General features: G+C 67.5%; 32 protein-coding genes. 10 read left to right on the top strand and 22 right to left on the bottom strand.

Annotated elements, in window-relative coordinates; genetic code table 11:
* Positions 1 to 17: 17 nt before the first annotated feature.
* The 7 genes from nuoF to OHB12_RS06945 form a co-directional block, all read right to left on the bottom strand.
* On the bottom strand, positions 18 to 1,340 hold the full coding sequence (gene nuoF, locus OHB12_RS06975; RefSeq protein ID WP_327117268.1) for an NADH-quinone oxidoreductase subunit NuoF: 1,323 nt from the start codon (positions 1,338 to 1,340) through the stop codon (positions 18 to 20).
* Complete coding sequence (nuoE, locus tag OHB12_RS06970) at positions 1,340 to 2,053, bottom strand: NADH-quinone oxidoreductase subunit NuoE (protein WP_327117266.1); 714 nt, start codon at positions 2,051 to 2,053, stop codon at positions 1,340 to 1,342. The genes nuoF and nuoE overlap by 1 nt, the downstream gene beginning before the upstream one ends.
* Entirely contained in the window at positions 2,050 to 3,384 is a 1,335-nt protein-coding gene (locus tag OHB12_RS06965; RefSeq protein ID WP_327117264.1) for an NADH-quinone oxidoreductase subunit D, read from the bottom strand. The genes nuoE and OHB12_RS06965 overlap by 4 nt, the downstream gene beginning before the upstream one ends.
* On the bottom strand, positions 3,384 to 4,160 hold the full coding sequence (locus OHB12_RS06960) for an NADH-quinone oxidoreductase subunit C (protein WP_327117262.1): 777 nt from the start codon (positions 4,158 to 4,160) through the stop codon (positions 3,384 to 3,386). Before OHB12_RS06960 ends, OHB12_RS06965 begins: the two co-directional genes overlap by 1 nt.
* Positions 4,157 to 4,711 carry a NuoB/complex I 20 kDa subunit family protein gene (locus OHB12_RS06955; RefSeq protein WP_327117260.1) on the bottom strand — a complete coding sequence of 185 codons (555 nt, stop codon included), beginning with the start codon at positions 4,709 to 4,711 and terminating at the stop codon, positions 4,157 to 4,159. The genes OHB12_RS06960 and OHB12_RS06955 overlap by 4 nt, the downstream gene beginning before the upstream one ends.
* Before the next feature lie 51 nt (positions 4,712 to 4,762).
* Positions 4,763 to 5,131, bottom strand: coding sequence for an NADH-quinone oxidoreductase subunit A (locus tag OHB12_RS06950; RefSeq protein WP_406281794.1), 369 nt, complete (start codon positions 5,129 to 5,131; stop codon positions 4,763 to 4,765).
* A 496-nt stretch (positions 5,132 to 5,627) separates the two neighbouring features.
* On the bottom strand, positions 5,628 to 6,047 hold the full coding sequence (locus tag OHB12_RS06945; RefSeq protein ID WP_327117255.1) for an Rv3143 family two-component system response regulator: 420 nt from the start codon (positions 6,045 to 6,047) through the stop codon (positions 5,628 to 5,630).
* 231 nt (positions 6,048 to 6,278) lie between these two features.
* Here OHB12_RS06945 and OHB12_RS06940 point away from each other — a divergent pair, with 231 nt between their 5' ends.
* Both OHB12_RS06940 and OHB12_RS06935 read left to right on the top strand, forming a co-directional pair.
* Positions 6,279 to 6,680, top strand: a complete 402-nt coding sequence (locus tag OHB12_RS06940; protein WP_327117253.1) for a nuclear transport factor 2 family protein — start codon at positions 6,279 to 6,281, stop codon at positions 6,678 to 6,680.
* 86 nt (positions 6,681 to 6,766) lie between these two features.
* Positions 6,767 to 7,363, top strand: a complete 597-nt coding sequence (locus OHB12_RS06935; RefSeq protein WP_327117251.1) for a Uma2 family endonuclease — start codon at positions 6,767 to 6,769, stop codon at positions 7,361 to 7,363.
* A 19-nt stretch (positions 7,364 to 7,382) separates the two neighbouring features.
* Here the strand turns inward: OHB12_RS06935 and dinB are convergent, their stop codons facing one another.
* Positions 7,383 to 8,624: a DNA polymerase IV gene (gene dinB, locus OHB12_RS06930; protein WP_327117249.1), complete on the bottom strand. Its 1,242-nt coding sequence runs from the start codon at positions 8,622 to 8,624 to the stop codon at positions 7,383 to 7,385.
* Between the two features lie 132 nt (positions 8,625 to 8,756).
* Here dinB and OHB12_RS06925 point away from each other — a divergent pair, with 132 nt between their 5' ends.
* The 4 genes from OHB12_RS06925 (at position 8,757) to OHB12_RS06910 (ending at position 11,122) form a co-directional block, all read left to right on the top strand.
* Entirely contained in the window at positions 8,757 to 9,137 is a 381-nt protein-coding gene (locus tag OHB12_RS06925; RefSeq protein WP_327117247.1) for a BlaI/MecI/CopY family transcriptional regulator, read from the top strand.
* A 106-nt stretch (positions 9,138 to 9,243) separates the two neighbouring features.
* Complete coding sequence (locus tag OHB12_RS06920; RefSeq protein WP_327117245.1) at positions 9,244 to 10,089, top strand: M56 family metallopeptidase; 846 nt, start codon at positions 9,244 to 9,246, stop codon at positions 10,087 to 10,089.
* A 97-nt stretch (positions 10,090 to 10,186) separates the two neighbouring features.
* Positions 10,187 to 10,600 carry an NUDIX hydrolase gene (locus tag OHB12_RS06915; protein ID WP_327117242.1) on the top strand — a complete coding sequence of 138 codons (414 nt, stop codon included), beginning with the start codon at positions 10,187 to 10,189 and terminating at the stop codon, positions 10,598 to 10,600.
* Positions 10,601 to 10,996: 396 nt separating this feature from the next.
* Positions 10,997 to 11,122, top strand: coding sequence for a hypothetical protein (locus OHB12_RS06910; RefSeq protein WP_327117240.1), 126 nt, complete (start codon positions 10,997 to 10,999; stop codon positions 11,120 to 11,122).
* Between the two features lie 365 nt (positions 11,123 to 11,487).
* On the opposite strand, the gene OHB12_RS06905 is transcribed toward OHB12_RS06910, so the two are convergent.
* From OHB12_RS06905 to OHB12_RS06890, 4 genes are read right to left on the bottom strand one after another with little or no spacing between them, the layout of a single operon-like run.
* Positions 11,488 to 12,087 (bottom strand): GTP-binding protein, encoded by a 600-nt coding sequence (locus OHB12_RS06905; protein WP_327117237.1) that lies wholly within the window; start codon positions 12,085 to 12,087, stop codon positions 11,488 to 11,490.
* Complete coding sequence (locus tag OHB12_RS06900) at positions 12,068 to 12,442, bottom strand: DUF742 domain-containing protein (RefSeq protein ID WP_327117235.1); 375 nt, start codon at positions 12,440 to 12,442, stop codon at positions 12,068 to 12,070. Before OHB12_RS06900 ends, OHB12_RS06905 begins: the two co-directional genes overlap by 20 nt.
* On the bottom strand, positions 12,439 to 12,864 hold the full coding sequence (locus OHB12_RS06895) for a roadblock/LC7 domain-containing protein (protein WP_327117232.1): 426 nt from the start codon (positions 12,862 to 12,864) through the stop codon (positions 12,439 to 12,441). The genes OHB12_RS06900 and OHB12_RS06895 overlap by 4 nt, the downstream gene beginning before the upstream one ends.
* 1 nt (position 12,865) lies before the next feature.
* On the bottom strand, positions 12,866 to 15,199 hold the full coding sequence (locus tag OHB12_RS06890; protein ID WP_327117230.1) for a sensor histidine kinase: 2,334 nt from the start codon (positions 15,197 to 15,199) through the stop codon (positions 12,866 to 12,868).
* 277 nt (positions 15,200 to 15,476) lie between these two features.
* On the opposite strand from OHB12_RS06890, the gene OHB12_RS06885 reads away from it, so the two are divergent.
* Positions 15,477 to 17,030, top strand: coding sequence for a succinic semialdehyde dehydrogenase (locus OHB12_RS06885; RefSeq protein WP_327117228.1), 1,554 nt, complete (start codon positions 15,477 to 15,479; stop codon positions 17,028 to 17,030).
* Between the two features lie 68 nt (positions 17,031 to 17,098).
* On the opposite strand, the gene OHB12_RS06880 is transcribed toward OHB12_RS06885, so the two are convergent.
* A complete protein-coding gene (locus OHB12_RS06880; RefSeq protein ID WP_327117226.1) occupies positions 17,099 to 17,494 on the bottom strand; it encodes a DUF779 domain-containing protein in 396 nt (131 codons plus the stop codon).
* Between the two features lie 169 nt (positions 17,495 to 17,663).
* Positions 17,664 to 18,884 carry a transcriptional regulator gene (locus OHB12_RS06875; RefSeq protein WP_327117224.1) on the bottom strand — a complete coding sequence of 407 codons (1,221 nt, stop codon included), beginning with the start codon at positions 18,882 to 18,884 and terminating at the stop codon, positions 17,664 to 17,666.
* A 146-nt stretch (positions 18,885 to 19,030) separates the two neighbouring features.
* Here OHB12_RS06875 and OHB12_RS06870 point away from each other — a divergent pair, with 146 nt between their 5' ends.
* Positions 19,031 to 19,453 carry an MmcQ/YjbR family DNA-binding protein gene (locus OHB12_RS06870; protein WP_327120936.1) on the top strand — a complete coding sequence of 141 codons (423 nt, stop codon included), beginning with the start codon at positions 19,031 to 19,033 and terminating at the stop codon, positions 19,451 to 19,453.
* 10 nt (positions 19,454 to 19,463) lie between these two features.
* Here OHB12_RS06870 and OHB12_RS06865 read toward each other — a convergent pair whose 3' ends face one another.
* The 3 genes from OHB12_RS06865 to OHB12_RS06855 form a co-directional block, all read right to left on the bottom strand.
* A complete protein-coding gene (locus OHB12_RS06865; RefSeq protein WP_327117222.1) occupies positions 19,464 to 19,787 on the bottom strand; it encodes a hypothetical protein in 324 nt (107 codons plus the stop codon).
* A 97-nt stretch (positions 19,788 to 19,884) separates the two neighbouring features.
* The gene (locus tag OHB12_RS06860) at positions 19,885 to 21,027 is read right to left on the bottom strand and encodes an alkaline phosphatase family protein (protein WP_327117220.1); all 1,143 of its coding nucleotides are present in this window, start codon (positions 21,025 to 21,027) and stop codon (positions 19,885 to 19,887) included.
* A gap of 43 nt (positions 21,028 to 21,070) precedes the next feature.
* Entirely contained in the window at positions 21,071 to 21,382 is a 312-nt protein-coding gene (locus tag OHB12_RS06855; protein ID WP_327117218.1) for a nuclear transport factor 2 family protein, read from the bottom strand.
* Between the two features lie 131 nt (positions 21,383 to 21,513).
* Here OHB12_RS06855 and OHB12_RS06850 point away from each other — a divergent pair, with 131 nt between their 5' ends.
* Both OHB12_RS06850 and OHB12_RS06845 read left to right on the top strand, forming a co-directional pair.
* A complete protein-coding gene (locus OHB12_RS06850) occupies positions 21,514 to 21,783 on the top strand; it encodes a hypothetical protein (protein WP_327117216.1) in 270 nt (89 codons plus the stop codon).
* Between the two features lie 59 nt (positions 21,784 to 21,842).
* Positions 21,843 to 22,727: an LLM class F420-dependent oxidoreductase gene (locus tag OHB12_RS06845; protein ID WP_327117214.1), complete on the top strand. Its 885-nt coding sequence runs from the start codon at positions 21,843 to 21,845 to the stop codon at positions 22,725 to 22,727.
* 17 nt (positions 22,728 to 22,744) lie between these two features.
* Here the strand turns inward: OHB12_RS06845 and OHB12_RS06840 are convergent, their stop codons facing one another.
* The 5 genes from OHB12_RS06840 to OHB12_RS06820 all read right to left on the bottom strand — a co-directional run bounded on the left by OHB12_RS06840 (position 22,745) and on the right by OHB12_RS06820 (position 25,306).
* Positions 22,745 to 23,152, bottom strand: coding sequence for a hypothetical protein (locus tag OHB12_RS06840; protein WP_327117212.1), 408 nt, complete (start codon positions 23,150 to 23,152; stop codon positions 22,745 to 22,747).
* Positions 23,149 to 23,436 carry a ribbon-helix-helix domain-containing protein gene (locus OHB12_RS06835; protein WP_327117211.1) on the bottom strand — a complete coding sequence of 96 codons (288 nt, stop codon included), beginning with the start codon at positions 23,434 to 23,436 and terminating at the stop codon, positions 23,149 to 23,151. The genes OHB12_RS06840 and OHB12_RS06835 overlap by 4 nt, the downstream gene beginning before the upstream one ends.
* A 41-nt stretch (positions 23,437 to 23,477) precedes the next feature.
* Positions 23,478 to 23,651, bottom strand: a complete 174-nt coding sequence (locus OHB12_RS06830) for a hypothetical protein (RefSeq protein WP_327117209.1) — start codon at positions 23,649 to 23,651, stop codon at positions 23,478 to 23,480.
* A 56-nt stretch (positions 23,652 to 23,707) separates the two neighbouring features.
* Positions 23,708 to 24,565 carry a helix-turn-helix transcriptional regulator gene (locus OHB12_RS06825; protein ID WP_327117207.1) on the bottom strand — a complete coding sequence of 286 codons (858 nt, stop codon included), beginning with the start codon at positions 24,563 to 24,565 and terminating at the stop codon, positions 23,708 to 23,710.
* Between the two features lie 120 nt (positions 24,566 to 24,685).
* Complete coding sequence (locus OHB12_RS06820) at positions 24,686 to 25,306, bottom strand: HAD family hydrolase (RefSeq protein WP_327117205.1); 621 nt, start codon at positions 25,304 to 25,306, stop codon at positions 24,686 to 24,688.
* Positions 25,307 to 25,665 lie beyond the last annotated feature (359 nt).

Below are 25,665 nucleotides of genomic sequence, written 5' to 3'. Positions count from 1 at the left end.
GCTACGCGATACCGGATTCATCGAACCTCTTCTCCTGCCTCGGCCCATGCCGTGGTGCGAGCCGGGTCGAACGGGCATCCGCCGAGCCGCAGATGGTCGACGTACTCCTCGCGGAAGTACTTCAGCGAGGAGATGATCGGGCTTGCCGCGCCGTCTCCGAGGGCACAGAACGACTTGCCGTTGATGGTGTCGCTGATGTCGAGAAGCTTGCCCAGGTCGGATTCGGTGCCGCGGCCTGCCTCGACCCGCCGCAGCAACTGAACGAGCCAGTAGGTGCCCTCCCGGCACGGGGTGCACTTGCCGCAGGACTCGTGCGCGTAGAACTCGGTCCAGCGCAGTACCGCCCGCACGACGCAGGTGGTGTCGTCGAATATCTGTAGTGCCTTGGTGCCCAACATGGATCCGGCACCGGCGACGCCCTCGTAGTCGAGCGGCACGTCGAGGTGCTCCTCGGTGAACAGTGGCGTGGAGGAACCGCCTGGGGTCCAGAACTTGACCTGGTGTCCGGTGCGGACGCCGCCGGCGTAGCCGAGCAGCTCACGCAGCGTGACGCCGAGCGGCGCCTCGTACTGTCCCGGCCTCGCCACGTGGCCGGACAGTGAGTAGAGGGTGAAGCCGGGGGACTTCTCGCTGCCCATGGACCGAAACCAGGCAGTGCCGTTCTGGATGATCGGTGGCACGCTCGCGATCGATTCCACGTTGTTCACCACGGTCGGGCAGGCGTAGAGGCCCGCGACGGCGGGGAACGGTGGACGAAGTCGCGGTTGCCCGCGACGGCCTTCGAGCGAATCCAGCAACGCGGTCTCCTCACCGCAGATGTAGGCGCCCGCACCCGCGTGCACGATCAGCTCGAGGTCGAAGCCGGAGCCGAGGATGTCGCGGCCGAGGAACCCGGCCTCGTAGGCCTGCGCCACTGCGGCTTGTAGCCGTCGCAGCACCGGAACGACTTCGCCCCGTACATAGATGAACGCGTGCGCGGCGCGGATGGCGTACGACGCGATGACGACGCCCTCGATCAGCGCGTGCGGTGCGGCCAGCATGAGCGGAATGTCCTTGCAGGTGCCTGGTTCCGACTCGTCGGCGTTGACCACGAGGTAATGCGGCTTGCTGACACCATCGGGGCCGGGGCCCTGCGGGATGAAGCTCCACTTCATGCCGGTGGGGAAGCCCGCGCCGCCACGGCCGCGCAGGCCCGCGTCCTTGACGGTCTGAATGACCTGGTCGGGGTCCATGTCAAGGGCTTTGCGCAGCGCCTGGTAGCCGTCGTGGCGACGGTAGGTGTCGATCGTCCAGGACTGCGGCTCGTCCCAGTACCTGGTGAGTACGGGGGTGAGTGCCATCAGGCGCCCTCCGAATCCTGTTGTGGCCCTGGCGCTTGCATGTTCTGCTCGCGGGCGACGCGCAGACCGGCGAGAGTGGCATCGCCCGCGACTCCGTCGAGGACGCCGGGGCGTTCGTCCGGGAATCCGGCGAGGACGCGCGCGGTCTGCTTGAAGGTGCACAGCGGCGCGCCACGGGTCGGCGTCACCTGCTGTCCGGCGCGCAGCGCGTCCACCAGGGCGCGGGCGGATTCCGGCGTCTGGTTGTCGAAGAACTCCCAGTTGACCATGACCACGGGCGCGAAGTCGCAGGCCGCGTTGCATTCGACGTGCTCTAGCGTGATCGACCCGTCCGCTGTGGTGTCGCCGTGCTCGATGCCCAGGTGGCGCTCGAGGGCAGCGAGGATGGCGTCACCGCCCATGACCGCGCACAGCGTGTTGGTGCACACGCCGACGTGGTAGTCGCCGGTCGGTGTGCGCCGGTACATGGAGTAGAAGGTGGCCACGGCGGTGACCTCGGCACCGGTCAAGTCCAGCTGCTCGGCGCAGAAGTCGATGCCGGTTCCGGTGACGTAGCCCTCCTCGGATTGCACCAGGTGTAGCAGCGGCAGCAGTGCCGAGCGCGGATGCGGGTAGCGCGCGATGATCTGCTCTGCGTCGGTCTCGAGCCGCTCGCGGACGAACGGAGGGTACGGCTCGGGCCGGGTGCTGAGCTTCAGGAGGATTTCCGTCATCGGTCCACTCCGCCCATGACCGGGTCGATACTGGCAACCGAGGCGATGACGTCGGCGACCATGCCGCCCTCGCACATCGCCGCGACCGCTTGCAGATTGGTGAACGAGGGATCGCGATAGTGCACCCGGTAAGGTCGGCTGCCGCCGTCGCTGACCATGTGCACGCCCAGTTCGCCGCGCGGCGACTCGACGGCCACGTACACCTGGCCCGCCGGAACCCGGATGCCCTCGGTGACCAGCTTGAAGTGGTGGATGAGGCCCTCCATGGATGTACCCATGATCTTGCCGATGTGCTTGGGCGAGTTGCCGAGTCCGTCCGGGCCGAGCTGCAGGTCGGCGGGCCAGGCGATCTTCTTGTCGTCCACCATCACGGGGCCGGGCCGCAACCGGTCCAGGCACTGTTCGGCGATCTTCAGCGACTCCTTCATCTCCTCCACCCGGATCACGTAGCGGCCGTAGCAGTCGCAGCCGGTCGTGGTAGGGATGTCGAATTCGTAGTTCTCGTAGCCGCAATACGGCTGAGCCTTGCGCAGGTCGTGCGGAAGGCCGGTGGCGCGCAACACCGGGCCGGTGATGCCGAGCGCCATGCACCCCTGCAGATCGAGGTAGCCGATGTCCTGGGTGCGGGCCTTCCAGATCGGGTTCGAGGTGAGCAGGTGCTCCATATCGCGCAGCCGCTTGGGCAGCAGGGCGAGCAGTTCGCGCACCTTGGAGACGCCGTCGTCGGGCAGGTCCTGGATGAGGCCGCCGGGTCGGATGTAGGCGTGGTTCATCCGCAGACCGGTAATGGTCTCGAAGACGTCGAGGATCAGCTCGCGTTCCCGGAAGCCGAACAGCATCGGGGTGAGCGCGCCGAGTTCCATCCCGCCGGTGGCCAGCGCGACAAGGTGTGAGGAGATGCGGTTGAGCTCCATGAGCAGGACGCGGATGACCGTGGCGCGTTCGGGGATCTGCTCGGTGATGTCGAGCAGCTGTTCCACGCCGAGGCAGTACGCCGTCTCGTTGAAGAATGGCGACAGGTAGTCCATGCGGGTGACGAAGGTGACGCCCTGGGTCCAATTGCGGAATTCGAGGTTCTTCTCGATTCCGGTGTGCAGATACCCGATTCCGCAGCGGGCCTCGGTGACCGTCTCGCCTTCGATCTCGAGGATCAGCCGTAGCACGCCGTGCGTCGACGGATGCTGCGGGCCCATGTTCACCACGATGCGTTCCTCGCCCGCGCCGGATAGCGTCTCGGCGACCTGATCCCAGTCCTGTCCCGCGATGGTGACCACGGTGGGCTCCGGCCCGGCGTCACCTGCGACGTCGGGCCGGGTGTCGGTGTCGTTCATCAGCTGTACGTCCTCCGCTCGTCGGGCGGCGGGATGCGCGCGCCCTTGTATTCGACCGGGATCCCGCCGAGCGGGTAGTCCTTGCGCTGGGGGTGGCCTCGCCAGTCGTCCGGCATGGCGATCCGGGTGAGCGAGGGGTGACCGTCGAACAGGATGCCGAAGAAGTCGTAGGTCTCGCGCTCGTGCCAGTCGGTGGTCGGGTACACGTCGTAGAGCGAGGGGATGTGCGGGTCCGCGTCCGGCGCGGACACCTCCACGCGCAGACGGCGGTTGTGCGTGATCGACATGAGGTGGTAGGCCGCATGCAGTTCGCGGTCGGAGTCCTCCGGATAGTGCACGCCGTTCACGCCGAGGCAGAGCTCGAAACGCAGCGCGGGGTCGTCACGTAGTGCGCGGGCTACGGCGACGAGGTGCTCGCGGCGCACATGCAGGGTGAGTTCGCCGCGGAAGACGACCACCTTCTCCAGCACCGTGTCGAAGCGGGTGCCGACCGCGCTGAGCGCGGCGCGGAGCGAGTCGACCACCTCGTCGAAGTAGCCGCCGTAGGGTGCGGGTGTGCTGCCGGGCAGGGTGACCGGGCGGACGAGGCGGCCGTAGCCGGAGGTGTCGCCGGTGCCGGTGACACCGAACATGCCGCGGCGCACGCTGATCACCTCGGCGCCGGACTGTGCGGAATCCTCTTCGGGCAGTGTGCCTTCGGGGCCCGCGGTGGCCGCGGCATCGGTCGCGTCGTGGCCGGGCGCGGTATCGGCGTTGTCGGAGGTATCGAAGGTCATCGCAGCAGACCCTCCATCCGGATGGTCGGCGTCGAGGCGAGCGCGGCCTGTTCGGCGGCGCGGATGGCTTCCTCGCGGTTGACGCCGAGTGGCATCTCCTGAATTTTCGCGTGCAGCGCCAGGATCGCGTTGAGCAGCATCTCCGGGCGGGGCGGGCAGCCGGGTAGATAGATGTCGACCGGCACCACGTGGTCGACGCCTTGGACGATGGCGTAGTTGTTGAACATCCCGCCGGAGGACGCGCAGACGCCCATTGCCAGCACCCATTTCGGCTCGGTCATCTGGTCGTAGACCTGACGCAGCACCGGGGCCATCTTCTGACTCACCCGGCCCGCGACGATCATCAGATCGGCCTGCCGAGGTGAGGCGCGGAACGCCTCCATGCCGAAGCGCGCGATGTCGAATCGGCCTGCGCCGGTAGCCATCATCTCGATGGCGCAGCAGGCCAGGCCGAAGGTGGCGGGCCACAGCGAGCTCTTGCGCAGGTATCCAGCGAAATCCTCGACCGTGCTCAGCAGAAACCCGCTGGGCAGTTTTTCCTCGAGACCCATGTTCTACCGACTCACTTCCACTTGTCGTCTACGAATGCGGTCGTGCGGTGTTCAGTCCCAGCTGAGACCGCCGCGCCGCCATTCGTAGGCGTAGGCCACGGAGACGTTGAAGATGAACAACGCCATCGCGGCGAGACCGAAGAGACCGAGCGCATCGAAGTGGACAGCCCACGGGTAGAGGAACACGATCTCGATGTCGAAGATGATGAACAGCATCGCGGTGAGGTAGTACTTCACCGGAAAGCGCTGTCCGGTAACGTTTCCCGGGCCGCCCGCGACGGCGTGCGGGGTGGGTTCGATACCGCATTCGTAGGCTTCCAGCTTCGCCCGGTTGTAGCGCTTCGGGCCGACAAGGGCTGCCATGACGATGGAGAACAGCGCAAACGCCGCAGCGATCGCGCCGAGTACAAGAGTCGGCATCTCGATGTTCACGACTGCCCTTCCCCTCCTTGCGAGCTGGAGCTGGTCACAACAGCGTCCGAGGCGGGCTGACGTCGCTGTCCGCCTCGGCCGGACTCGCCCCTCGGCTTGCCCGGGACGGGTTCATACCGTTCCCGCTCCCATGTGAGCTAGGGCACAGCCTACAACTGAACGGCCGAGACACAACTCGTTTCGATGCAGCGTTTGATCGAATTCAGTACGCCGATTTATGACTGAAACGGTGGTAATCCGAGACGGCCTCACGTGACATCGGGTGATCGGTCAGTTGCGCGGTGGATCCGTTGCCGTCACCGACGTCCTTGTGGGTCCGAGCGGGTTCAGAGTCGGAATCGGCGATGGCGAACGGCGGCCCTGCGGTCGCAGGGATGGCGACGAATCGCTCGGGTCTCGGTTGTCCGCGCGCATGACGGAGACCGCCAACCTATTCATGATCGCTATGAGTCGCGGCGGCGTCGTGCGCCGGAGCCGTGTGGGTTCAGGCCGCGGAACGGTTGCGCAGCAATCCTACGACGGCCTCGGTGAGACGGAGGGGATCGATCGGATGAGCGACCGATGCCTCGGCGCGTGACCACTTGGCCAGCCACGCGTCGTCCGGACGGCCGGTGAGCACCAGAACCGGTGGGCACTGGTCGATTTCGTCCTTCAGCTGTTTGGCGATGCCGAGTCCGCCTGTCGGGGCCGCCTCGCCGTCGAGGATGGCCAAATCGATGCCTCCCGCATCCAGCTGCTCGATCACCACAGGGGCTGTGGCCACCTCGAGGTAGTCGAGTTCGGGGAGTTCGGGATGCGGGTGTTTGCCCAATGCCAGGATCACCTGGCGCCGGGTATCGGCATCGCTGCTGTACACGAGGACCCGCAGTGCGGTGGAACCAGCGGAATCGGCCACGAACGGCATGGTACGTCCGCGAGGGCAGGCCGCGTGGCAGGTTCGCTCAGATCGCTTCCGCGCGTCGGACGGCGGCAAGACGGACTTGGCCATCCAGCTGATTTCGACGCCGCCGATCCTGCGGCTGATGGACACGCGGCCGAAGCGATCCGCTGAGCGACCGGAGGCTTCCCGCCCGACACGATGTGGGTTACTGTCGAGGCAACCCTATTCAACCAGTTGCATATGTGGAGGTATCGAATGAACGCGTTCCGAGCGGCCGTCGAGGCCGGGGACATCACGGCGGTGGAGGAGCTGTTGGCCGAGAATGTGGTGTTCACCAGCCCAGTGGCGTACAAGCCGTATTCGGGCAAGGCGATCACCTCGGCGATCCTGCGCGCGGTCTTGCGTGTGCTCGAGGACTTCCACTACGTGCGCGAGATCGCCGGGTCCGACGGGCGCGACCATGCGCTGGTCTTCGAGGCGACGGTGGATGGGAAGACCGTGAACGGTTGCGATTTCCTGCATTTCGACGAGAACGGCAAGATCGACGACCTCATGGTGATGGTGCGGCCGCTGTCGGGTGCCCAAGCCCTGTCGGCCGCCATGGGCGTCCAGTTCGAACGGATCCAACAGGAGGCGCCGGCCGCGACGCGGGGGTAGCCCTGGCGCGCGAGGGCTGCGGTTTTCGGAGAGCTGCCACGCGTACGATTGCATCGACCGTAGCCCCGTCCCGAGTGAGGCGGCTAGTGAGCGTTCTACCGGTGTGGGCCGACGATCCAGGCGCACTGGAGATGACGGAGGCGCAGTACGGCCAGCTGCCGGACGATCTGCGCAAGCTGATCGAAGTGATCGATGGCAATGTGATCCGGTGCCAGAGCGGGTCCGCCGAGCACAGCGATATCGCTCGAAGGCTTGCCAACCGGCTGGAAGCGGCGAAGCCCGCCGATCCATGCACACGCGTATCAACCGACGTCGACGTGCACTTCAGCAGGCGCGCGGACCGCGCGGGCGCCTTCTCGTTCCGCCATCCGGACGTGACCATCTACCGCTGCGTCGAACGCGGGTCGAAGCTGACGACGGCCGACGCGCTCCTGGTTGTCGAGGTCGTTTCACCCGGTTCGGTTTACACCGACACGATCGACAAGCTGGCCGAGTATGCGTACGAGGGCATTCCGGTCTATCTGGTCGTGCATCTCGACGCGAACCTGTACGTCAAGCTGATCCAGGAGTATCGACTCGACTGGGCCAGCCGCAATTATCGTCTGGTAGACACCCATCAGGAGACCGTGGTCCTCGACAGCCCGTTTCCGGTATCGATCCCGTTCGCGCAACTCGATGGGTGACGCGATTCCTCACAGGCGGTCAGTCGGGTAGCAGCGGCACTGAGAGGCCTTCGCCGCGGCCAAGGAGCGACGCGCGGGTAACCGCGGCGGGGCCGAAGCGCTGTCGCAGGTTGTCGAGCGTCGCGTCGAGGGTATTGGTGGCGCGTACTTCGAAGGGCAGGGTCAGCTGGACGGCGTCGGCGTTGTCGAGATTGGTCAGTGCGAGGCCGATCAGGGTGAGGCCGCGCTCCTGGATCACCGGCATGGCTGTGGCCAGCAGGATGCGGGCCGCGTGCAGGATCGCCTCGGAGCTGTCGGTGGCCCGGGCGAGGGTGTGCGAGCGGGTGGCGCGGGTGAAATCGTCGAAACGCAGGCGCAGCACCACGGTTCGGCACACGCGGTCGGCGGCGCGCAGGCGTCTGCCGAGCCGGTCGGCGAGGCCGTGTAGATAGGCCTCGATCTCGTCGGGCGGGCGGTAGCGCCGGCCAAGAGCGCGCTGGGCGCCGATCGATCGGCGCCTTTTGCCGGTCTGGACCCGGCGCGGGTCGCGCGCCCAGGACAGTGCGTAGAGGTGGTGGGCCGCTGCGGGGCCGAGGATCGCGCGCAATGGGCTCTCGCCCAGCTCGGCCAGCTGGCCAACTCGCGTGATGCCGTGCTCGCGCAGCGCGCGGGCAGTGACATCGCCGACGCCCCAGAGCCTTTCGACCGGCAACGGGTGCAGGAAATCGAGCTCGCCGTCCGGGGTTACCAGGCGCAGCCCGTCGGGCTTGGCGACCGCGCTGGCCACCTTTGCGAGGAACTTGGTGCGGGCGATCCCCACGGAGATGGGCAGACCGACCCGATCGCGCACCTTGCCGCGCAGCTGCTCCGCGATCGCCACCGGCTCGCCCGCGATCCGGCGTAGCCCCCTGACGTCGAGGAACGCCTCGTCGATGGAGATGCCCTCCACGACCGGCGTGGTGTCGCGGAAGATCTCGAAGATCGCTTTGCTCGCCGCGGCATAGGCCGACATGCGTGGGCGCACCACGATCGCCTGCGGGCACAGACGCCGCGCGTGTCCGCCGTTCATCGGGGTGCGCACGCCGAACGCCTTCGCCTCGTAGCTGGCCGCGAGCACCACACCGCCGCCGACGATCACCGGCTTGCCGCGCAGGCTCGGATCGTCGCGCTGCTCGACCGAGGCGTAGAAGGAGTCCAGGTCGGCATGCAGGATCGACGCCTCGGCCCGCGGGAGGATCCGGGGTCTGCCGGATCGGAGGACGGGTGAATCGGACACGAACATATGTTCGCATACCCACATGACTGGCCGCGTCGGCCGCAGCCGAATCTACGATTTAACTCAGTAGTAAGCCACCTCGGCCAGGTACCCTCGTTCCCACGAGAGGGCACAGCTAGGCATGAGGGAGTCGGTAGTATGCGTGGATTCGGGGACCTGGAGGCGGTGATCATGGACCGTATCTGGGATCGGGACGCAGAGGACACGACAGTGCGCGAGATCTTCGACGAACTGTCGACTCAGCGGGACATCGCCTACACCACGGTCATGTCGACCATGGACAACCTCCATCGCAAGGGCTGGCTGGCGCGCGAGCGCTCCGGCAAGGCCTATCGATATTGGCCGACGCTCACCAGGGAGGAGCACAGCGCCCGGCTCATGCTGGAGGCGCTCGGCTCCGGCGGACGCTCGGACCTGGTTCTCAGCCATTTCGTCGACCGGATCAGCGCCGAGGAGTCAGCCGGCCTGCGCGCTGCGCTGCGCAGATTGCCGGCTCGCAAAACCCCAAAAGCACCGTGAGCCTGGCGATCGCGCTGATGTTGTACGGCAGCGCGGTGGCGGCCGGCGGCCCCCCGGTGCTGCGTCGCCTCACCCAGCGCGGCGCCGCGCCGCGCCGCGGCTCGGCGTGATCGCCTGGCTCGCCGCGATCGTCGGCGCGCTGACCGCGTGGACGGCGACGGCGATCATGCTGACCATCGAATTCGCCACCTATTGGGGACATCCGAAGGACGCGCTGCGCGCCTGCTTCGCGATCCTGTGGACGCCGATCCACGCGCACGGCGTCGCCGCCACCCAGGCTGCTACCTTCGCGGTGGCCGCGCTGGTGGTTACCGCCACGGTCGCGCTCGTGGCGCGCGCGGTGAGCGTCGTCGTGCATATGCGCAGGCGCACCCGTGTCCACGCGCGCGCTGTGCGCCTGGTCGGCAGGCAGGTGCCCGGCGTCGGCGCGGTCGTGCTGGATTCGGCTGAGCGCCAGGCGTATTGCGTACCAGGCCGCCCCGACACCATCGTCGTTACCAGCGCCGCGCTCGAGGCGTTGACATCCGATCAGCTCGCCGCGATCCTCGCCCACGAACGCGCGCACCTGTCCGGTAGGCACGCGCCGTTGACGGCGGTGCTGCACGCGGTCGCCACCACACTCCCCGGCCTTCCTCTGGTCACCGGTGGCGCGGCCGCCATCGCCCGGTTGCTGGAGATGTGCGCCGATGACAAGGCTGCCGAGGAACACGGTCCGCTGCCGCTGCTCGGCGGGCTGCTCGCGATCGTCGGCATCGCCGAGCGCGCGCCATCCGGCGCACTGGGCGCGGCGAGCACCGCTGTGCTGGCGCGGGCCGAGCGGCTGGCCGATTTCGTGGGCACGATCCAGCGGGCGACCACCCGCACCGCGCTGGTCGGCGTGATCGCGATGACGGTGACCGGTTCGGTGCTCACGGCCGCGACCGCGCCCTTTTTCGGCGCACTGCTGAACTGAACCGTAGCGCGTTACCTGGGACCAGGTTTCGCTTGGCGGCGCCGCCAGCAATAGGTCGAGTCGCGCTCGGACGACGGTGCGGCGTTAGGCTGCGGCGGTGGCGGACGGGCGCGTGGAGCAGTTGATCGATACGGTTGCGTGGGTGCGGATCGAAAGCGGGCGGATTCTGTGCGCCAGACCGCGCGGCAAGCACATCTTCTACATTCCCGGTGGTAAGCGCGAGGGCGGTGAGACCGATCTGCAGACGTTGCTGCGCGAGATCGAGGAGGAACTCACGGTCGCGCTGCTTCCGGCTACCGTCGCGCACGTCGGCACCTACGAGGCGGTGCACGGGCCCGGGGGCGCTCCGGTGGTCCGGATGAGTTGCTACACCGCCGATTACCGCGGAACACTGGCCGCGAGCAGTGAGATCGAGGAGGTCGCGTGGTTTTCCTACGCCGACCGGCCGCTCGTGCCGCCGGTCGACCAGTTGCTGTTCGACGATCTGTTGCATGCGGGCCGGCTGCGGTGAAGCGCGGATCCGACATCGCTATCGTCGACACCATGCCGTGGATTCGAGTGCTGCTGGGTATGCGCTCTGGGTGCTGCCGCTGTCGGTCCGGCGAATCGCGACCAGGCTACGTGTGCCGCGGCGGATGCTCGGCGAAACTGTTTTCCCGCATAGGGTTTCGGCTATACGAGCAATCCTGCACTCGGTGCTCAGCGGCGCGGTCGGTCTGCTCGCCTGGTTTCTGGCGTTCCTCGCTGTGGTAGCCGTGCTCCGGGAGATCGGTTACCCACTGATCGCGGACGACAACTTCGAGGGTTCTTGGGGTGGGCCCACATTGGCTGGCGCGTGGGCGGTCCATGCCGTGCTCTGCGTCTGTCTGCTGCCGGCCTGTCTGCTGCCTGCTGGCCGGGCTCGGGCGTGTTCCAGGTGCAGCTCGTTCGTGGCTTGCTGGGCCGGAATGGGCCGCGGTGGTCGGTCCCGGTCGCGCTGACGCTGACCACAGGCGGCGTGCTGCTGTTCCTTGCCTGGCTGCGGCAGGCATGAGCGCTCAGCAGTACGGGATACACCGAGCTGACGAAACTGGCCCTTCAGCAGGCAGCCGAGGAACTCCAGGAACCCCGGCCCGAAGGTGACGACTCGCTGGCAGCCACCTCGGTACTGCTCGCCGCAGGCGCGGCCGCCACGGCTGGCCCGACGGGTAGGCGCAGGGGGATGGATACGGCAGCGCGAGCGCGTTCGACGCACATGATGACTCCAGTCGGTCGGCGATCGAGGCATCGGTTTCGTGTGCGATCCGAGTAACCGACAGCCCCGAACACCCGGGGAGCAGCTGTCGGAGGCAGCACGGTGACTACGTGGGTCGACGGTAGTCGTCGGCAACTACCTCGGCACCGTGCGTGTAGGTCGAATCAGGTGGTGACGCGCGCGCGCTGAGCGCGCGCGATCAGGTGCTCCACCAGGGTCAGCAGCACGGTCTTGCACGAACTGCGGTCGCGGGCGTCGCAGAGCATCACCGGAGTGACCGAATCGAGGTCCAGGGCGTCGCGGACCTCGTCGGCGGTGTATTGCGGCGCGCCGTCGAAACAGTTGACGCCCACCATGAACGGAAGCCCCCGGCGTTCGAAGAAGTCCACGGCGGCAAAGGAATTACCCAGCCTGCGGGTATCGGCCAGCACCACGGCGCCGAGCGCGCCACGGGCGAGTTCGTCCCAGAGGAACCAGTACCGGTCCTGGCCGGGGGTGCCGAACAGGTAGAGCACGAGATTGCCGTCGATGGTGAGCCTGCCGAAGTCCAGCGCGACCGTGGTCGTTGTCTTCCGCTCGACGCCCGATAGGTCGTCGACACCGGTGCTCACCTCGGTGATCAGCTCTTCGGTGCGCAGCGGCGCGCACTCGCTGATCGCCGAGACCATGGTCGTCTTGCCGACGCCGAACCCGCCGGCGACGAGGATCTTGACCGAGGCGGCCAGGTGCGGCGTGCCGCTCGGGTCAAATTTTTCGGATTCCATCCAGTACCGCTCGCAATATGTTGAGGTCATCGGGTCCGGCCTCCGTCGGAACGGGGGCACGGAAGATCAATTGCCCGTCGCCGATCAGATCACCAACGAGGATCTTGGTCACCGCGAGCGGCAACCGCAACCGGGCGGACACTTCTGCCACGGTCTGCGAAACCCGGCACAGCCGAAGGATTTCGGTGTACTCGGGTTCGTTCCGACGCAGTGCGGGCGCGGACTCGTCCGCGATCACGGACGTGAGCATATCCAGTTCGGGTCCGGATCCCGTGGTACGTCCGCGCGTGAGCGCGTAGGGACGGACCAGCGGGCCTGCCGCCTCGTCGAACCAGGGCTCACGCGGATGGGTCATGGCAGCTTCGGCTCGACTTGTCCGACGAGGTCCTGCCGCGGAGTGGTGGACAGATAGGTGCCGACGCGCTGGACGGTCAGGTTCATCTCGTAGGCCACCATGCCCAGGTTCGCCGACTCGGCGGCCTGCAATGCCAGGCAGGCGTTGTCGCCGGCGGCGGTCACGAACAGCACGGCGCGGTCGAGTTCGATGACCGCCTGGCGCACGCCGCCACCATCGAAGCGGCTCCCCGCGCTGCGGGCGAGACCGTAGAGGGTGGAGGACATGGCGGCGAAATGTTCTGCGTCCTCGCGCGTTATCGCGGCGGAGCGGCCGAGTAGCAATCCATCCGTGGACAGCACCACCGCATGCCGCACACCGGCCAGCCGGTCGACGAGATCGTCGAGCAACCAATTGAGATCACCTGGGTTGGATGAAGTCACCTTAGTCTTTCTGATCGTCCGGGGTCGGGTTGTCGTCGGAGAGAGGCTTGCGGCCCTGCCTGGTGCCGTTCTCGATGGCGGACATCAGATCACGGGCCTGTTCGGCCGTGCGCTGTCGTTGCGGGCCGGTCGGCGTTGCGGCCGGTTCGCTCAGTTGCGGCGCGAGATTTGCCTGGCGATTGCGGCGCGGCAGCACAGGCCTGGCATCGACGTTGCCGGTCGGTGCGGCGGTCACGGCCTCGGACGGCGTCGGGTCCGCGGCGGCCGGCTTGGCGACCAGTGTCGCGACGGGCGCTTCGCTCTGTTCCGCCAAGGTCATGGGGGACTGGTGCACGGGCGGTGGTGCCGCCGCCCGTGAGGGCGTCGCGCCGGACACCTCGGATCTCGGTGTCGGCGTGCCGGTTTCGCGGGCGATGAGCGCGGAAGGAATGAGCACGATAGCCCGGATCCCACCATAGTCGGACTCCACGAGCCGAACCGACACCCCATACCGAACGCCGAGCTGAGCGACCACGAACAGACCGAGCCGGGAATCGGCGGACAGCGCGGCGACACCGAAATCCGGTGGGTTGCGCAGCATGTCGTTCGTCTTGGTCAGCTCGTCGGCGGGCATGCCCATGCCCTGGTCCTCGATCTCGACGACCACGCCCTTGCCGACGACATTTCCGCTCACCTCCACGCGTGACTGTGGCGGGGAGAACGAGGTGGCGTTGTCGATCAGCTCCGCGAGCAGGTGGATCAGGTCGGCGACCGCGGAACCGACGATCTGCGTCTCGGGCTGCCGGGCGAGGCGGACACGCGAGTAGTCGAGCGTTTCGCCGATGGCGCTGCGCACCAGAGCGATCAGGTCTACTGGGTTACGCCACTGCCTACCGGGCTGGCCTCCGCCGAGGATGACCAGGTTCTCAGCATTGCGACGTTCCCGGGTGGCCAGGTGATCCAGTCGGAAGAACGTGTCGAGCAAGGCGGGATCCTCTTGTCCTCGCTCGGCTTCGTCGAGGATTTCCAGCTGCTGGTGCACCACGATCTGGCTGCGGTGGGCGATATTGAGGAAGACCGCCTTCACGCCCTCGCGAGTTCGGGCCTCGGTGACCGCGCCCGCCACTGCCGCGGCGTGCGCGCGGCCGAATGCCTTGGCGACCTGGCCGATCTCGTCCTCCCCGTAGTCCAGCAGCGGCGTCTCCTCGGCCGGGTCCACCGGCTCGCCCGTGCGCAGGCGGCGCATCATGTCGGGCAGACCTTCGTCGGCGAGTGCGAGAGTTTCCCGGCGCAGCAGCTTCAGCCTGCGGATGATCCGATTGGCAAGCTTGACCGCGATGATGAAACCCGCGATCGCAACCAGCAGTACCCCGATTCCGAACAGCAGCGAACTCAGCGCGGAGCCCCCGGCCTTGTCTTCGGCGACCTTCTGAGCCTGCTTGTTCTGGTTGATCCAGATGTCGATCAGCCCGCGGTTGACGTCGGTCGCCGCGTTCTGCCAGTCCGCCACACTCCACGGCAGTTCCATGTTGTCGGATGTTGTCGTGTTCTGACCGTCGTCTGGGGGGCTCTGCAGAGCACGCCGGGTGAGGGTGTCTTCCATCGAGGTCAGTTGCCGCCATGCGGGGGAGGCGGTCGCCGCCTTTGCGGCATCGCGCTGCGGCGCGTCGAATTCGCTGGTCAGATAGTCGATCTGAGCATGGTAGTAGCCGACCTGGCTGAGGTACTCCGCTACCGGGACGGTCGCCTGATCATGTGCGTTCACCAAGGCCATAGCCAGCGCATTGCTGCGCGACATCGCCTCCGCCGCGTAGAACAGCCGCAGACCCTCCGCGAGTTCGATCGCGATCTCCGGGTCCGGCGAGAACTGCTGGGCGATCTGCGTTGCGGTCGGAATGGCCCGGAGCCCATCGTTGTAGAACGCGTACGCCTCCAGAATGGGCAGCGCCCCGGTGTCGACCTGTGCTCGCACTGTCGGGAGGCGGTCCAGCACATTCAGGAAGTGGGTGACCTTCTCCCCGATCAGGGACGATGCGAGTGTTTGCAGCCCACCCGAGGCGCTGCGCAGTTCGGCGACCGCCTTGTCGACCCGCACCCGCGCCGCGGCGAGAGCGGGCGCGGCGTCGTGGTCGCCCGCGAGTTCGGCAAGGGTCAGGCGACGCTCCAGCTGGACGGACTCGGTGAACTCCCGGGCCGAAGGGGTCGACTTCTGCACTTGGATTGCCCACACCCGTGCGTAGGCTCCTTTGAACACCAGGTACCCCGCCGTACCCACGCCGACTAGCAGGAGGGTCAGACTCGGAATGAGTGCGATGGCCAAAATCCGACCGCGGACACCGAGCCTCCTTCTGAACATTTGCCCAACGTACTCGAGATCAACGTCTACCCGATGCCTTGTCTCGTTGAGCGGGACTCGGTTTGACATTGCGCGATAGGTATGAGCGAATTGTTGCATTCCAATGTGACTTGATGTCATTTCTGATGTGCCACAAGGGATTTCGGAGTGGAATGCGGACGGGATCACTCTCGATGTCGAGGTCTGTTATCGCCGACCGTGCGGAGTGGCTGTCGATTGGGCCCGCGACGGCGTAGATTATCTGTATCTCGCGGTTACCTACAAGTAGGAGGCATGGATGCCAGCGCCGAAAGTCGACGTCTTCGACCGCCTGAGCGCACTCGCCGCCCTGGATGAGCCCGACGCGCGTCAACGCAAGACGATCGCCGAACCGTTCACCGGCAAACCGCTGGGCAGCGTGCCGGTGGGCACCGCCGCGGACGTGGCGTCCGCCTTCGCGAAGGCTCAGGTGGCGCAGGCATCGTGGGCGGCGCGTCCGGTCCCCGAGCGCGCCGCGGTGCTGGAACGCTACCGAGCACTGGTGGTGGAGCACCGCAAGTTCTTGATGGATGTGGTGCAGGCCGAGACCGGCAAGGCACGCTGGGCGGCCCAGGAAGAGATCATGGGCATGATGTTCGCGGCCCGCTACTTCTCGAAGGTCGCACCGCGCCTGCTCGGCGCGCACAAGGTCCCCGGCGCTTTTCCTGTACTCAATCGCGCCACCGTCCGCGCCAAGCCCAAAGGTGTGGTCGGCGTGATCGCACCGTGGAACTACCCGATGCTCCTGTCGGTCGGCGACGCGATTCCGGCGCTGATCGCGGGTAATGCCGTGGTGGTCAAGCCCGACACTCAGACCCCGTTCTCCGCACTGGCCGCCGCGGAACTGCTCTACCGCGCTGGCCTGCCACGCGATCTGCTCGCGGTCGTCCCCGGCGCGGGCACCGTGGTCGGCACTGCCATCGTCCAGGGCTGCGACTACCTGATGTTCACCGGCTCCTCGCAGACCGGGCGCACCCTGGCCGAGCAGTGTGGCCGCAGGCTGATCGGTTTTTCCGCCGAACTCGGTGGCAAGAACCCGATGATCGTGGCCGAGGGCGCCGATCTGGACGCCGCCGCCAAGGCCGCGGTACGCGCTTGCTTCTCCAACGCGGGGCAGCTGTGCATCTCGATCGAGCGGCTGTATGTCCAGCGCACGATCGCCGCGGCATTCACCGAGAAGTTCGTCGCCGCCGTCGATGCGGCGAAACTGGGTGCGGCCTACGACTATTCGACCGACATCGGCAGCCTCATCTCCGAGGCCCAGCTCGAGACCGTGTCCAAACACGTCGCCGACGCCACCTCCAAGGGTGCGAAAGTGCTCACCGGCGGCAAGGCCCGCCCGGATCTTGGTCCGCTGTTCTTCGAGCCCACCGTGCTCGTGGAGGTGACCGACGAGATGGAATGCGGCCGCAACGAGACCTTCGGCCCACTGGTGTCGATCTACCCGGTCGACAGCGTCACCGAGGCCGTGCGCCTGGCCAACGACAGCGATTACGGCCTCAACGCGTCGGTATGGGCGGCGAGCAAGCACGAGGGCGAGCGGATCGCCGGACAGCTGCACGCGGGAACCGTGTGTGTGGACGAGGGCTACGCGCCTGCCTGGGGCACTACTGCGGCGCCCATGGGCGGCATGGGCATCTCCGGCGTCGGCCGTCGGCATGGCCCCGACGGCTTGCTGAAATTCACCGAACCCCAAACCGTCGTAGTGACCCGGTTCTTGAATCTCGACCCACCGAAACTGTTCCCGCATGACAAGTGGCAGCCGTTCCTGATGACCATCGCCCGCAATCTGCGTCACCTGCCCGGCCGCTGACACTCGACGTCCGCCCGGGTGGTCGTGCCCCACCCGGGCGGACGCCCCGCCGGTTCGCATGTGCAGGCTTATGCCAACCGGTCGGCTCCGGTGCGTGGCGGCGGTGCGTCCGCCAGCGTCTCTGCTTCCTTGTCGGTGAGCAGCCGTGATCGGAGGGTGAAGCGCACTCCCTCAGGCGCTTCCGGCGCGCAGCGGCCGTTCACCACATCCACGGTGAGGTGGGTGTGCTTCGAGAGTTCGTACTGCTCGCCGCTCATCCAGAATTCGGTGTGCCAGGGCAGATTTCCCAGCAGCACATCCCCGCGGCCGGCCCGGAACTCCCGGACCGGAAGACACACCGGTGCGTCGCTGTTGCGGCCTCCGGCGGACTGGTGGAAGAGCACCGCGCCGTGCTGTTCGATCATCTGGCGCAGCACGATCCTGGCCCGGTCCGTGATGTCCACCCGATGAATCCGCTGCGGCATCAACAGGCCGCCTCGTCGCCACCGATGGCGCCGACCCAGCGCGTGGCGCAGCCGATGACATCGGAATCGGACCCCGGTTTGGGGTTACTCATGACACTTGCTCCTCGCGAATCTCACCGTCCGGGTCACTATGGTCCCCGAAGGTTGGCGCAAGGTTGGTGCGAGAGGGCTAGGCGCGCAATGCGGTATGCAGTCGGGCGGTAACCATCGCACGGCGCACATCGTCGGACGGGAGCAGCCGCAAGGCGTGTTCGTGCACCTCGATATCGTCCGGCGCGCGCACGCCGAACGACACGACGTGCTCGGCGCGGTCGCTGGCCAGAACCGCGGTTCGCACGCAGACGTCGAGGTGGTCGCGCCACTTCACCACGCCGGGTGTGTCCGAGTCAGGCAGTAGTGGGCCGCGATACAGCCACACCGCCGAGGCGGTGTCGCCCGCCGCGATGGAGGCCAGCAAGTCGACGGCGTCGCAGGCTATCGGGCCGGTCAAACGGTAACGGCGGTTGCTGATTTCGCCGCCGGTGGCGCGGCGCAGATGAGAGACGTCGGCCTTCAGTGTGCTGGTGGAGACCGCACGGTCACCGTAGATGGCGGTGTGCAGCTGTTCGGGGGTGAAGCCGTCCGGCTCGAGCGCGAGCAGCGTGAGGATCTCCAGCTGCCGCGGCGGCAGCGGCAGCGGCCTGCCGTCACGCAGCAGCCGTGCGGCGCCGAGACACTCCAGCCGAATCCCGGGCGGCGGCGCGGGTTCGGTGGCTCGCAGGATCGTCTCGACCGTGGTGACGAGGGCCCGTACCGAGGTGAGCACCGCGGGATGCGAGCGGTCCCAGGAGCTGGACAGATTCAGGGCGCCGACCAGCGTGCCGTCGGGACCGTGGATCGGCGCGGCGTAGCACACCCAGCCGTGCAGTGCGGCGACCAGATGCTCGGCGGAAAACACCGACGCGGGGCGGTCGGTGCGCAGAGCGAGCCCCAAACCATTGGTGCCCATGTGACTTTCGTCCCAGCAGGCACCCGGGGCGAAGTTCACCCGCTCGGCCCGCCTGCGCATGGCGCGATCACCGCACGACCACAGGATGGTGCCCGCGCTGTCGGTGACCGCGGCCAGGTAGCCGGAGTCCTCGGCGATCCCGCGCAGGTCGGTCGCCAGCTCGGTCACCGGGCCGCGCAGCGGGGACTCGGCCCACAGCTCGCCGATGTCGTCCAGTCCCGGTGCGACCGTGCGCCCGGGATCGACGGTGTGCAGCGACCGCCGCCAGGATTGCGCTACCTCGTCGCGGAGCAAGGTGGTTCGGGGCGGGCGCTGCGCCGCGGTATTCGGCACCGTCGCCCAGCGTTCCCATTCCCGTTCCAGTTCGACCCGCTGCTGAGTGAGGGTACGGAACTGTGCCACCTGGAAGAACCCCATCCTCGTGTGAGCTCACATTCGCTTCCTCATTCTGGCGTACGCGCGTCGCATGCGGGCGGCTTTTGATGGCAGACCAGCTGAGCGCGATCGGTTTCGGTGACGAGTCGACCGCGAGCGCCTACGCTGCTGACATGGTGACCGTTCCGCGGCGGGCACGCCTCGCCGATGTGCACGAGGTGGCATCCGGCATGCCGCATGTGGCACGGGTCGATGGACCGCACGGTAACCCGATCTATCAAGTCGGGGGAAAGTCGTTCGTGTTCTTTCGCAACGCGCGCCCGGATGCCGTCGACCCGCAGACCGGCGAACGCTACACCGATGTGATCGTGTTCTGGGTGCCGTCGGAATCGGATAAGCAGGCACTGGTCAAAGACCCGGACTCGCCGTTCTTCACCACGCCGCATTTCGACGAGCACCCATCGGTACTGGTGCGCGGCAGCAGAATCCGCGAGCTGAGCAGTCAAGAGCTCACCGAGGTGATCCAGGACGCCTGGCTGGCCCGCGCCTCACGGAAACGAGCGACCGACTGGCTCGCCGCCCATCCGCCGCAGTGACCCGGCGCGGTCACTTCCTGATGAAAATTCCTGCGACGTCGGCATTTTTGATGGGAGTGTCGGCGTTGGCCTGGCTGCCGCAGAGCAGGTCGACCGAGACTATCGTCGCGTCCACCGCGGTCCCCGCGGGCTCGTGGTCGTCCTTGCTCTGCTGCTTGACGAACTTGGTGATCGTCGTGCGCTTGGTGTCCTGGTCCTGCTTGATGTACTCGCTGCACGGCGTGTCGCCACCGCGATTGAGGGCTCGCTCGATGTCGGTGCAGCCCGCGAGCACCATGGCGACCGCCGCGATCCCGAGGCCGGTCCGGCCGGTCCGTGACAGCGTGGCGTTCATGTGCTCCTCCTGAATGTTCCTCGCGCGGCGATGCCCGCCGCGATCGGTGTCCAGCCTAAGGCCAGTGCGCGCCGATGTTACGCGGACCGGCTGGTGTTCAGGCGCGGAAGACCCGTAGCGGGACGTTCATCTCGGCCGAGGTCAGCGAGCCGTGGTGGCCGACCAGCATCGACTGCAATGGCTCGGCGCCGCTACGGATGATGCCGTTCCGTGCGCGGGACGCGACGACCAGATCGCCGATGCGTTCGGCAATGGCAGGCGTGACCCGTGGCCCGAACCACCCGCTTGCCACGGCGTCGTCCCTGGTGAGCACCGCGAAATCCGCGCCGAGCATGCCTTGCCAGGTCGCCGCGACATCGGACGCCGCGCCGGCTCTGGTGTAGACGTGCCGGGCACGCGCCTCGCCGCCGAGCTGGCGAATGCCGTCGCGCAGCACGGCGGTGGTGTCGAAGTCGATGCGATCGGCTAGTTCCACCATGCCATGATCGGCGGTGACGATCAGTGCGGCATCGGGTGGCAGCTGTTCGGCGATAGCCGCGGCCAGACGGTCGACGTTGGCGAGTTCGCAGCGCCAGGCCGGAGAGGAGGGCCCGCGCACGTGCCCGGTCAGGTCGAGATCGCCATAGTAGGTGTAGACCAGCGAGCGCCGTCCGGCACGCAGCGCCTCGGCCACGGTGGCGACGAGGTCGCCGAAGGACACCTGGGGGCGGAACTCGCAGCCGCGCAACACCGCCCTCGTCAATCCCGACCCTTCCTGGTAGCGCGGCGACACCTGGGCGACGGCGATGTCGTTGTCGGCGGCGCGCTCGAAAACCGTTGGGGTGGGCTGGAATTCCTCTGGCACGAGTTCGGTCCGCAGATCGGACTTGCCCTCCGCGCCGTGCAGACGCCAGGTCAGGGGATTCAGCAGCCGGTCGTAGCCGGGGACGTTGAGCAGATAGCCGACGATCCCGTGCTCGCCGGGCGGGACGCCGACACCGAGCGAACCCAGGCTGGTGGCGGTCGTCGTCGGAAAGCCCGCCGTCAGAGTGACCGGCGGCAGGCTGGAAAGGAACGGCGCCGCAGCGGGATTCGCGGCCAGCGCATCGGCACCGAGCCCGTCCACCAAGAGGACACAGACCCTGGCGGCGGTGACTTCGAGACCTAGGCGATCGCAGGCGCCGGGGACTCCGAGCCCCGCGAGGACGGAGGGAAACAGATCGGCCAAGGAGCCCGTACCGTAACGGGGCGTGACGAACACGCCCGTCAGAATGTCAAGTTCGGCGACCGGATGGCAAGGGCGCTCAGGCCTGCCCGGTCTCGAAGCGGCTGATCTTGCCGTCGCGGATGGTGAACCGCCAGCTCGTGCGCATCGAACCCCAGCGCGAGTTGGTGTAGTCGGCCAGGAGTTCGGTGCCGACGTCGCCGACGGACTCGACCTGCATTCGCGCGTTGCCGCCGAAGATCTCCGATTCGGTCCACTGGGCGAGGTTGCGTTCCACCCCGTCGTCGGACATGGTCGCGTCGTCGGTGAGTACCGCGAAGAACCGGTCCTGATCGTTGGCGTTGAGTGCGTCGACGAATTCCTGCACCGTCGGATCCAGCTGTGCGGTCATCCGTGTCTTCCTCTCGGATCAATGGGGGAAGCATCAGACAGCGAATATTTGGAATCCACCTTAGTTCAGTGGCGGTACGCTCGGCTCGATCAGCGCGGCGAAGGTCTACATGACGTCGTTCACCAGGACCGATGCGATGGTTTCGAACTGGCCAGCGCGCTTTGATCGCCGCCATCGCCGACGAGTTCAACCCGCGTGGGTTCCGAGTGCCGAACAGGCAGCTGCCGAACTGGGTGGTGCGTGCGGTCGCGGTCTTCGACAGGGGCGTTCGACTGACGCTCCCTGCCGAGCGACGGCCCGAGGGTGCGATCCCGCGTGTGTTGCGCCGTCTGATTCCGGTGGTCGCCGCCGTTGCCTTGTCCGGGATCGCCGTGGCCGCGGGCACGCTCGCTCAATGCTGAACCCCGCGATCGTGGGGGGCGGGGTGACTGCGCCGAACCCGATTCGCTAGACAAGAGGCGTGACTGCGCAGCGCCCCTTTCGGTTCGGTGTCAACATGGTGGTTCCCGAATCCCGGTCGAGTTGGATCGAAAAGTGCCGTAGGGCAGAGGAACTCGGCTTCGACGTGATCGGCGTCGCCGACCATCTCGGCCTGCCCGCGCCGTTCCCTGCGATGATTCTGGCCGCCGAGGCGACCGAGCGGGTACGGCTGAACACGTTCGTGCTCAACACCCCTTTCTACAACCCGGTGCTGCTGGCTCGCGACGCCGCGGGCGCCGATCAGTTCACCGACGGACGAGTCGAACTCGGCCTCGGGGCGGGCTACGTGCAGGCGGAGTTCGAGGCCGCTGGGATCCCGTTCGAGAGCGGGCGCAAGCGGGTCGAGCACCTGGAGAACACAGTGATCACGCTGCGTCGCCTGTTCGCCGATCCGGAGTATCAGCCGCGACCCTCGCAGCCGTGCGGTCCGCCTCTGCTCATCGGCGGCTGGGGCGACCGGCTGCTGCGCGTGGCCGCGGAGCACGCCGATATTATCGCCTTCACCGGCGCGGCCGCCGCACGCAACGGCGCGCCACTGCAGATGGCTGGACTTGCCGAAACGGAGGAGCGCGTCGCCTACGTGCGCGAACTGCTCGGCCCTCGCCTCGACAAGGTCGAGTTCAACATACTGGTCCAGCGCGTGGTCCCGCCCGCCGAACGCGCGAGCGTCCTCGAGATCTTCGGCCCCGCGTTGCCTCCCGATGTCGCCGACACCCCGGAAGAACACCCCATCCTGCTCATCGGCACCCCGGAGGAGATGGCCGATCGCCTTCGTGGCCGCCGCGACCGTTACGGCATCAGCTACGTCACCGTTCTCGAGGACAGCATGGAAAAGCTCGCCCCCGTCATCCAACTACTGCGCTGAGCGCCGCGCGGCGGAAGTCAGGGCAGCGGGTCGATAATGACGCGGGGGTCGATCTGGCGGAGCTTCTTCGGACGGCTGGTAAGGCAAGGCCAATCCCGCGCGACCGCTTCGCGGGTGGCGTGGCCCGCCGCGATCAGCGCTTCGGCCGTCGGGTTGCCGATGATGTCGACGCCGAGGCGTTCCGCGGTCGTTCGATCGAAGGCCGGGATCACGGTGTGCGGCAGTCCGAGCAGCACGGCCAGGATGTCGAGCCGGTCGGCCCGAATGTGCGCCCGCGCCGCCGCGAGAACGGTGCTCGGAACCACGATAGTGTTGCCCGCGCTCACCGTCGCCCAAGTGACCGCCTGGGCGTAGTTGGCGCGGTTGGCGAACGCGATGACAGCGGCGGCGTCGAAGACGACGCCACCCAGAGCCCGGGCCCTCACGCCGCGCCGGCGTGAGGGCCGCCCGCCTCCTCTTCGGACAGCGGCGGTAGCCCCTGTGCGGCGCGGGCGCGGTTGATCAGATCCAGCGGCGGGCGTCCGCCGAAGACCTCCTCCAGCTTGGCCAGCGATTCGGACTGGTTGATCCCCGCCCGCACCGATGCGGCGACGAACGCGGACACCGAGTCGATGTTCCCGGCCGCGCGCCACCGTTCGAGAATCGCGACGACATCTTCGGGAAGCGTGACGGTGACCTTCCGCGTTCTATGGTCCCGAGGCGACGTCATGCTACGACTGTATCCCGGCGCTCCGCCTGCCGGGAGGGCGATTACGCGGGTTTCGCCAGAGCAGGGTGTACCGCCACGAGGCGTCGCCGCAGCCGGGCGTGCGGGAGTAGGGCGTCGGCGGCGCGGATGTCGGCACAGTTGTGCTCGGGATCGCTGATCTGCACGCCGGGTCCGCTCACCTTGTGCGCGGCGTCGAGCGCCCAAATGGCAGGCAACGGCGGAGAACGAATACCTGCGCCGACACAAGGTGGCGTAGGGCAGGATTCTCGGCCTAGCCGGAAGGCTCCGCCACGGTGAACTGTTGCGTTCCGGTAACCAGGAGCAGATCCAGCGCCGAGGATTCGCGACTGCCGAGGGCCGCGGAGTAGACGACCACGGCCTGGTCGGTATCCGGGACCAGCAGGGTGTCGCACTCCAGCCGCAACGGCCCGAGCTCCGGGTGATCAACGGTCTCGCTCGCGCTGCGCCACTGCCCGGAGCGCCGCTCGTTCCACAGCTGCTCGAAACACGGACTGCGGGAACGCAATTCGGAGATCAGGCGGAGCAGGCCGGGATCGTCGGGGTAGCGAGCACGGGCGCCGCGCAGGCTCGCCACCGAGAACATCGCGGCGAAGTCGGCCTCGGCGGGCGTCATCGCGACCCGCCCACGATCGGTGCCGAGGAAACGCTGCCAGATGATGTTGCGCTGCGTGGGCGGCCAAGCGGTGAAGTCGCCGAGCAGCGCCGTCGCCATCGAATTCCACGCCAGCACATCAGCTTTCGCCGAGAGCGCCAGGGCGGGCAGATCCGCCATCCGGTCGAGTAGGCGCAATACACTCGGCTGGACGACCATTTCTATCCGGCCCTCCTGCGGTTGCGCCGCGCCCGCGAACTGGAATAGCAGGGTGCGATCCTCATCGTTCAGCCGTAGCGCACGGGCGAGTGCGGCGAGCACCGAGCTGGACGGACGGGGGCCACGCCCCTGCTCCAACCCCACCACGTAGTCCACGCTGACGCCCGCGAGCTGCGCGACTTCCTCGCGGCGCAGCCCGGTTACCTGTCGGCGCGAGCCCGCGGGCAGGCCGATGTCGCCCGGGCGCACCCGGTCGCGTGTGTGCCTGAGTAATGCGGCCAGCTCGGTTCGATCCACGGTCCGGCGTCGAAGACCGCGCTGAACATGATCACCCCGGGACCCATCGATGCGGCCGCACCTGCCGAACACCTGCACCGCCCGATACTCCGAGCGTGATCGGACGCCTCGGAGTGCCCGCTAGCCCGCGACGGCCGCGCCGAACTCCGTCGCGAGCCAGCCGGGGAACTCGGTCAGGTCCGCGAGCACCACGTCGGCGCCCGCCGCACGTAGCTCGTCGGCCGCGCACGGCCCGGTGGTGACGCCCACCGCGACAACGTCGGCGGCCCTCGCTGCGCGCATGTCGCCGACATGGTCGCCGACGAATAGATCTGCCCGCTGTTCGCGCAACGCGGTCGCCTTGGCCGCCGACCACACATCACCCGCGAGATGGTCGATTCGCCAGCCGAGTTCGTCGATGTGCAGCTGGGCGAGCGGGGCGTGCTTGCCGGTGATGACAAGCACCCGCCCGCCGCGCGCCTGGATCGCGGCCAACGCGGCCTGCGCGCCGGGCATCGCGGGAATGCTGGGCACGATGGCCGGGTAGAGCGCGCGGTAGCGCGCGACCAGCGCGGGAACGAGTTCGTCCGGGGCCCCGGCTTCGACCAGCAGGCTGGCCAGTGGCGGCCCGAGCCGATCGGCGAACTCCGCACCGGAGAGCGAGAGATCGAATTCGGCGGCAACGGTGTCGATGGCCTGGGCGACACCTGGTCGCGAGTCGATCAGCGTCATATCGAGGTCGAATCCCACTGTCCAGGTCACCACTCGACCCTAAAGGACGCGACGGCGTCGGCCGATTCGTGCGGCGTGTTTGCCGGGGCCGGAGCCCAGGGCTGAGATTGGAGCGATCTCATCAGAGCTACCAGGAGCGGCTGTTCGACGGTGTGTCCACACACCACCCGCTGGGGGATGATTTTTGTTGCATCCGACCGGAACCTGCCTCAGTTGGATCGCGGCGGAGCGGCGCGCTTGGTGTAGCGGCAGCGCCCGGCCCGGCGAACCGCCCACCCTTCGTGTCCGTCGGCAACGCCTATGGTGTGGGCCTGTTCTTCGTGGCGGCCTGACTCAGGACTGCTGGGCTAGGGCGCTGGGGTCGGTGTCGGGAACGAAGACGCAACGCG

The organism is Nocardia sp. NBC_01730, assembly GCF_035920445.1.
Classification (GTDB): Bacteria; Actinomycetota; Actinomycetes; order Mycobacteriales; family Mycobacteriaceae; genus Nocardia.
Note: the sequence above shows the minus strand (reverse complement) of the source record. Positions and strands in the feature narration are given on the sequence as shown.

Bases quoted from the DNA above. Each gene is read 5' to 3' on its own strand.
- nuoF (WP_327117268.1), bottom strand. From the start codon at position 1,340: ATGGCACTCACCCCCGTACTCACCAGGTACTGGGACGAGCCGCAGTCC.
- nuoE (WP_327117266.1), bottom strand. From the start codon at position 2,053: ATGACGGAAATCCTCCTGAAGCTCAGCACCCGGCCCGAGCCGTACCCT.
- OHB12_RS06965 (WP_327117264.1), bottom strand. From the start codon at position 3,384: ATGAACGACACCGACACCCGGCCCGACGTCGCAGGTGACGCCGGGCCG.
- OHB12_RS06960 (WP_327117262.1), bottom strand. From the start codon at position 4,160: ATGACCTTCGATACCTCCGACAACGCCGATACCGCGCCCGGCCACGAC.
- OHB12_RS06955 (WP_327117260.1), bottom strand. From the start codon at position 4,711: ATGGGTCTCGAGGAAAAACTGCCCAGCGGGTTTCTGCTGAGCACGGTC.
- OHB12_RS06950 (WP_406281794.1), bottom strand. From the start codon at position 5,131: ATGCCGACTCTTGTACTCGGCGCGATCGCTGCGGCGTTTGCGCTGTTC.
- OHB12_RS06945 (WP_327117255.1), bottom strand. From the start codon at position 6,047: ATGCCGTTCGTGGCCGATTCCGCTGGTTCCACCGCACTGCGGGTCCTC.
- OHB12_RS06940 (WP_327117253.1), top strand. From the start codon at position 6,279: ATGAACGCGTTCCGAGCGGCCGTCGAGGCCGGGGACATCACGGCGGTG.
- dinB (WP_327117249.1), bottom strand. From the start codon at position 8,624: ATGTTCGTGTCCGATTCACCCGTCCTCCGATCCGGCAGACCCCGGATC.
- OHB12_RS06925 (WP_327117247.1), top strand. From the start codon at position 8,757: ATGCGTGGATTCGGGGACCTGGAGGCGGTGATCATGGACCGTATCTGG.
- OHB12_RS06905 (WP_327117237.1), bottom strand. From the start codon at position 12,087: ATGGAATCCGAAAAATTTGACCCGAGCGGCACGCCGCACCTGGCCGCC.
- OHB12_RS06900 (WP_327117235.1), bottom strand. From the start codon at position 12,442: ATGACCCATCCGCGTGAGCCCTGGTTCGACGAGGCGGCAGGCCCGCTG.
- OHB12_RS06890 (WP_327117230.1), bottom strand. From the start codon at position 15,199: ATGTTCAGAAGGAGGCTCGGTGTCCGCGGTCGGATTTTGGCCATCGCA.
- OHB12_RS06885 (WP_327117228.1), top strand. From the start codon at position 15,477: ATGCCAGCGCCGAAAGTCGACGTCTTCGACCGCCTGAGCGCACTCGCC.
- OHB12_RS06880 (WP_327117226.1), bottom strand. From the start codon at position 17,494: ATGCCGCAGCGGATTCATCGGGTGGACATCACGGACCGGGCCAGGATC.
- OHB12_RS06870 (WP_327120936.1), top strand. From the start codon at position 19,031: ATGGTGACCGTTCCGCGGCGGGCACGCCTCGCCGATGTGCACGAGGTG.
- OHB12_RS06865 (WP_327117222.1), bottom strand. From the start codon at position 19,787: ATGAACGCCACGCTGTCACGGACCGGCCGGACCGGCCTCGGGATCGCG.
- OHB12_RS06855 (WP_327117218.1), bottom strand. From the start codon at position 21,382: ATGACCGCACAGCTGGATCCGACGGTGCAGGAATTCGTCGACGCACTC.
- OHB12_RS06850 (WP_327117216.1), top strand. From the start codon at position 21,514: ATGCGATGGTTTCGAACTGGCCAGCGCGCTTTGATCGCCGCCATCGCC.
- OHB12_RS06835 (WP_327117211.1), bottom strand. From the start codon at position 23,436: ATGACGTCGCCTCGGGACCATAGAACGCGGAAGGTCACCGTCACGCTT.